The sequence below is a fragment of the Microbispora sp. NPDC049633 genome (assembly GCF_040675265.1).
Lineage (GTDB): Bacteria > Actinomycetota > Actinomycetes > Streptosporangiales > Streptosporangiaceae > Microbispora > Microbispora maris.
The window spans coordinates 1-5,618 of the sequence record NZ_JBFAOO010000315.1 but is presented as its reverse complement, the minus strand read 5'-3'; the positions used below and the strand labels follow the sequence as shown (position 1 = coordinate 5,618).

The 5,618-nt window shown below is 74.6% G+C and carries 5 protein-coding genes and 1 pseudogene; 1 reads left to right on the top strand and 5 read right to left on the bottom strand.

The features are described from left to right. From AB0J39_RS37820 to AB0J39_RS37810, 3 genes are all read right to left on the bottom strand, one after another. On the bottom strand, positions 1–1,017 hold a 1,017-nt coding region (locus tag AB0J39_RS37820), incomplete at its 3' end, for an IucA/IucC family protein (RefSeq protein WP_363473766.1). 3 nt (positions 1,018–1,020) lie between these two features. After that, positions 1,021–2,640 (bottom strand): IucA/IucC family protein, encoded by a 1,620-nt coding sequence (locus AB0J39_RS37815; RefSeq protein WP_363473764.1) that lies wholly within the window; start codon positions 2,638–2,640, stop codon positions 1,021–1,023. Continuing rightward, positions 2,625–3,800, bottom strand: coding sequence for a siderophore biosynthesis protein (locus AB0J39_RS37810; protein WP_363473762.1), 1,176 nt, complete (start codon positions 3,798–3,800; stop codon positions 2,625–2,627). Before AB0J39_RS37810 ends, AB0J39_RS37815 begins: the two co-directional genes overlap by 16 nt. Before the next feature lie 121 nt (positions 3,801–3,921). Here AB0J39_RS37810 and nudC point away from each other — a divergent pair, with 121 nt between their 5' ends. Continuing rightward, positions 3,922–4,827, top strand: coding sequence for an NAD(+) diphosphatase (gene nudC / locus AB0J39_RS37805; RefSeq protein ID WP_363473760.1), 906 nt, complete (start codon positions 3,922–3,924; stop codon positions 4,825–4,827). A 20-nt stretch (positions 4,828–4,847) separates the two neighbouring features. On the opposite strand, the gene AB0J39_RS37800 is transcribed toward nudC, so the two are convergent. Both AB0J39_RS37800 and AB0J39_RS37795 read right to left on the bottom strand, forming a co-directional pair. Further along, complete coding sequence (locus AB0J39_RS37800) at positions 4,848–5,087, bottom strand: mycoredoxin (RefSeq protein WP_363473758.1); 240 nt, start codon at positions 5,085–5,087, stop codon at positions 4,848–4,850. A 76-nt stretch (positions 5,088–5,163) separates the two neighbouring features. Continuing rightward, positions 5,164–5,618: pseudogene (locus AB0J39_RS37795) on the bottom strand (alpha/beta hydrolase); the annotation flags it as partial.

Sequence of the window (5,618 nt, the reverse complement as noted above, 5' to 3'; positions counted from 1 at the left end):
GGCGGCCAGGGCGCCGGCGAGGACCGGCGTGGTCCCCGGCCCGCACACCGCCCACGGGCCGGTACGGACGATCACCCCGAGCCCTTCGAGCAGCCGGGTGCCGAGGGCGGCCGACCGGTAGCCGGGCTCCGGCAGCCACCGCGTGCCGGGGAAGCGCAGGGTCAGCCCGTCGAAGACGGGCCCGAGCCGCCGGGTCAGCTCGACCGCGCCGGACAGCTCGTACCACGCGTTCTTCCGCACGCAGTTGGTGATCCGCACGTCCAGGCTGAACTTCAGGCACATGCCGGTGCCCGGGTCGTAGACCGTCCTGACCGACGACGTGGGCACGACCGCGCGAGGGCCGGGCCCGAGGTCGGCGAGCCGCCCGTCCGCGAGCGGCCCGCGCAGGTCGGCGGCGAGCAGGTCGAGCTGCCAGGGGTGGGCGGGCAGCGCGACGTACCCCTCCGGCGCGCCGCAGAACGCGTCGAGCGCCGACGTGTCGCCCTCCTGGGCCACCAGGTCGGCGCGCACACCGAGCAGCCGCGGGGCGAACCGCGCGTGCGTCTCCGGCGCGTAGTCCAGCCAGCCGTCGCCCTCGCGGGCCTTGGGCGCCGGGTGGAACGGGTGCCCGGCCACCAGCGCCTGCTCCGAGGCGAGCCACGGGTCGGCGGGCGGGACGGCCCGCGCGCGGGCGGCGAGGATCGCCGCGACCGCCTCGCGTCCGGCGCGGACCTGGGCGGCGAACTCCTCGTTGCCGCCGTCCAGCTCCCGTTCCACCAGCGCGACGAGCGAGGGCAGGTCCAGGGGCCGCCACCGCCCCTCCGCCAGCTGCTCGGGCGGGCCGTCGAAGCGCAGCGCGATGCCGCCGCGGGCGCGTACGCGCACCGGCGTGCCCGCCACCCGCAGCGTCAGGTGGGGCCCGGCGGCGCGCACGTCGCCGCGCGGGCCGCCGACCTCGCGCAGCCAGCAGCGCAGCAGCGCCCCGAGCGCGGCCTCCTCGGCCGGGGCGGCGTGCGGGTCCAGCAGGAGGCCCTCCATGGCTCAGGCACCCCTCAGATAGTTGGGGCCGGTCGTGCCGTAGAACTTGTTGACGTCCCCGGCTCCGGTGCGGTCCTTGGCCACGAGCGTCCCCGCGACGACCATCGACTTGCCGGTGAGACGGGCGGCGTCCAGCGTGCGGGCCCGCAGCAGCCGGGCCATCGGGTCGTCCCCGTACGGCTCGAGCGCGGCCCGCAGGGCCCGTGCGACCAGCGTGGCGCCCGAGCCGGGCAGCGCGCCGTGGGCCACCGCCATGGCGGCCAGGTGCAGGGTGATCGTCACGAAGACGTCGGCGAGGGCGTACGGGTCGTCGGTCAGCATGCGCTCGTCGCCGAAGCCGGGCGCCTCGATCCCCGCCGCGCGCAGCCGCCGCGGCGAGGCCAGCAGCCCGTCGTCGTCCTTGACCAGCAGCCGCATGGGCCCGTCGCCGAACAGCAGCGCCAGGTTCTGCTGGTGGGCCTCCAGCGCGACGCCGTACCGGACGAAGAGCCTGACGTTCCACTCCAGCAGCACCGCGAGGTAGTCGCGCAGCAACGCCTCCGCGTCGCCGCCGTATTGGCGCTCGGCCACCTCGTGCAGGACGAGCCGCCCGTCCGCGTCCGGGAGCGGCGCGAGCAGGGCCGCGACCGGGACGATCTCCCCTTCGGGCAGCCGGCGGACGAGCCAGCCCAGGTATTCGTGCTCCGCGTGCCCGTAGGTCTGCTCGTCGGCGAGCGCGACGCGCAGGCCGGGCTCGCGGGCCAGGATCCGGCGCAGCAGCGACTCGGCCAGGGCACCGTCTCTCAACGTGCCCGGTTTGATCGACCGGCGGTTGCGCAGGCCCAGCGTGCTGGCCGCCAGCGGCACCTTGAGGTGCACGCGCTCGCCGACCTCGACCGTACGGGTGGACAGGGTCGGCCGCACGGTCAGGTACGGCTCCCGCCCGGGAACCAGGCCGGGCAGCTCGGCCACCAGCGGCTCCGTCAGCGGGTGGACGGGGAAGAGCACGTGCGTGCGGGCCAGATCGGACGGCAGCCCGACGTCCCCGGGCACGGGCCACCAGCCGGGCAGGTCCGGCCGGGAGAGCGTCACCCGCCCGCGCGGCGCGGCCGTCCACCGCATGGCGAACTCGGGGGCGAACTCCGGTGCGTGGGCCGCCAGGCCGGCCGGGGAGACCCCCAGGCGGCAGCGGGCCGTCGGATAGAGCGGATGGTCCACCGCGGCGGCCAGCGACTCGTACCGGATGAGGCCGTGACGCCCCCGCAGCCGCCGGGCCACCTCGCCGCGCATGCGGTGGTGGGTCTCCAGGGCCGTGAGGGTCTCGTCGCACTCCCGCTCGAAGGCGGCGACCCCCTCGGCGTCGGCGGGGTGGGCGACGGCCTCCAGCGTCTCCAGAACCTCCGCCAGGCGCGGGCGTTCGTGCGGCGCGGTCGCGAAGTCCTGGAACGGGTCGCCCGCCGCGAGCCCGACCCGCCGCCCGGAGGCGAGGACGATCGCGACCCCGTCCCTGTCGTGGGTGACCCTGGCGGAGATCCCGGCGTAGTCCTCCCGGAGCAGCGCGTTCAGCACCCGCGCGGCCAGGTAGTGCTCCCGGTCCGTGGCCCTCCGGTGATCGCGAGCCGCCCGGATCATGCGAGCACCCAAGGATGCTCCTTCTTGAAGGCGTCGACGGCGGCGTCGACGCTCGCGCGGTCCGGGCCGGCGGCGCGGAGCAGGCCGAGGTAGTCGCGGTTGGTCCCCGTCACCTCGACATGATCGCCGATCTCGCGCAGTGCCCGGTGCCACAGCCGCACGCCGCCGTCCGTAGGAGGCAGGGAAAGGTCCGGCGGCGCGGCGGTCACCGTGCCGGACCGCTCGGCCACGAGGCTGACCACGGACCCGTACGCGGCGCGAAGGGCGTCGAGGCCGAAGGCGGAGAGCGGCTCGCCCGCGTGGACGCGCAGGATCCACTGGTGCAGGGGCACGCCGAGGAGATCCGCCAGCAGGAAATCGCAGTTGTCGCCGATCAGCCGATAGTTGATCTCGATGACGCGCGGTCCGTCCCGGGTGACGGCGTACTCGGTGTGGCACATCCCGAAGCCGACCCCCGCCGCGTCGAGCGCCGCGGTCAGGTGGGGCAGGTGGTCCGCGTCCGGAGGCCGCCAGTCGAGGCGCTCCTCCACGAAGTGCGGCAGCGGGCCGAGCGTGGTGGCGAACCCCCCGAGGACCCGCCGGGAGGCGCCGTCGCCCAGCGTCTCCAGCGTGCGGAGCGGCCCTTCGAGGAACTCCTCCGCGATCAGGATCTCCTCCGGGCGCCGCCGCCTGATCGCCGCGACCGCGTCGGCCAGCGCCTCCCGCCCGTCCACCAGCACGACGTCCTCGCTGGCCACGCCCTGGGCGGGCTTGACCACGACCGGGTACGGCAGGTCCCCGATCAGAGGCGCGGGGAGATCCGCGCCGGGAGGGATCCGTACGGACCCGACCGGTTCGACGGCGGCGAGGGCGCGGCGGGTCAGCGCCTTGTTCTTGGCGGTGACACAGGCCCGCCAGTCCTTGCCGGGCAGGCCGAAATACCCGGCGGCGAGCGCGGTGGCGGCCTGGAGGTGGTCGGAGTTGGAGAAGATCACATCCGGCCGGTGATGGGCGGCCACCGCGTCGATGACGGCCCGGGGGTCGCGGGCGTCCGCCGCCACGACGTCGTACCCCGGATACCGATCAGGCTGGTCGGTGAGTATCGTCACGTCCCAGCCCAGCGCGGCCGCGGCGGGAAGGAACCCGCCGGTCACGGAATCGGTCGGGTTGAGCGTGGTGAGGTACAGCCGCACCGGCCCTCCATAGGTAAGGCTAACCTAAGTGAGAGCATCCTAGTCCCGACGTCGATCAATTGACGGGCGAACGCCACGGGAGGGGAGATTGCCGGGGCGGCGCCGGTGGAAGGATGACGGCGTGGAAATCGCGGACGGACTGCTCGGCCCCCTGCTCCTGGCGAGGAGCGCCATCGACCGCTCGGCGGCCCTGCGCGGCGACGAGGACTGGCTGCGGCGGGCGTGGGAGGCGGACAAGACGAGAGTCTTCCTCATCCACGACGGCCGCACGCTGGTGCGCCGCTTCAGCGACGGCGCGGCCCTGGTGCTCACCTCGCCGGCCGAGGCGCCGGAGGGCACGCGTTACCTGCTGGGCGTGGACGAGGACGGCGTGGCCTACTTCGCGGTCAACGCCACCCTGCCCGAGGGCGACGTCGCGGGCCTCAGGGAGGCCGCGGTGCTGCTCGACGACCGCGACGCCGGGCTGCTCGTCTACGCGGTGGCCCTGGAGGCGTGGCACGCGAGCCACGAGTACTGCCCGAGATGCGGCAGCCGTACGGACGTCACCGCGTCGGGCCACATGCGGGTGTGCCCGCGCGACGGCAGCCAGCACTTCCCGCGCGTCGACCCCGCGGTGATCATGCTGGTGCACGACGACGAGGGCCGGATCCTGCTCGCGCGCGGCCCGGAGTGGCCCCGGGGGCGGATGTCGGTGCTCGCCGGGTTCGTCGAGCCGGGGGAGTCGCTGGAGCACGCCGTGGTCCGCGAGGTCCTGGAGGAGGTGGGCGTCGCCGTCACCGCGCCGCGCTACCTCGGCAGCCAGCCCTGGCCGTTCCCGCGCAGCCTCATGCTGGGCTTCTTCGCCCGCGCCGTCACCACCGACCTGCGCCCCGACCGGGAGGAGATCGCCGAGGCCCGCTGGCTGTCCCGGGAGGAGCTGGAGATCCAGGTGCGCTCGGGCGAGCTGGTCCTGCCCGGCCAGGTCTCGATCGCCCGGCGGCTGATCGAGACCTGGTACGGCGCGCCGATCCCCGACACCGGCTGGTGATCCCAGCAGCGCCGGCGATCTCAGCAGGCGCCCGCGAGGTGCCGCTTCACCTCGGCGACCGAGGGGTTGGTCATGGTGTGGCAGTCCGCCACCACGGTGGGGACGACCTGGTTGCCGTTGTTCACGCTCGCGACGAACTCGGCGGCGTCCGGGTGACGCTCGATGTCGACCTCGCTGAAGGGGATGCCCTCCCGCGTGAGCTGGCCCTTGAGCCGCTTGCAGGGCCCGCACCAGCTCGTGGTGTAAACCGTCAGCGCCATCTGTCGTCCCTTTCGTGCGCATCAGTGTTGCCGAGAGCAGTCATGGCAACATCGCCGGCGCGCCGGGTGTTCCCGCCTACCGCTGTGGCGAGGACACGGCGGGCGACGCCCCGGGCGCCGCGACGCGCCCCAGCCTGGCGATGATCCAGGCCTGGACGGTCTCCGCCACCCCCGGCTCCCGGTACAGCGGCGCGCTGTGCTGGGTGCCCGCCATCGTCTTGACGAGCATCGGAACCCCGACGGTCTGCAGCGACTCCTTGAGCATCTCGCTCTGGTACGGCGGGACGAACTCCTCCGACGAGTGGATGGTGAGCATGGGCGGGTCGCCGGCCGAGGCGTGGAACGGCACCTCCATGCTCGACCAGACGCGCGGGCACTTGGCGGGCAGGCAGCCGCCGGCCAGCTTGATGGCCGCCTTGCGCAGCTTCTGCTGCTCCTTGGTGCCGAACGCGCTGCCGTCCGCGAACGCCGACAGCGGCGAGACGGGCGGGGAGATCCCGACGACCCCGCGCAGGCCCGGCCGGCCGTCGC

What these genes read in the sequence shown, in the direction of transcription:
- AB0J39_RS37800 (WP_363473758.1), bottom strand. Translation starts at nt 5,087, where the DNA reads ATGGCGCTGACGGTTTACACCACGAGCTGGTGCGGGCCCTGCAAGCGG.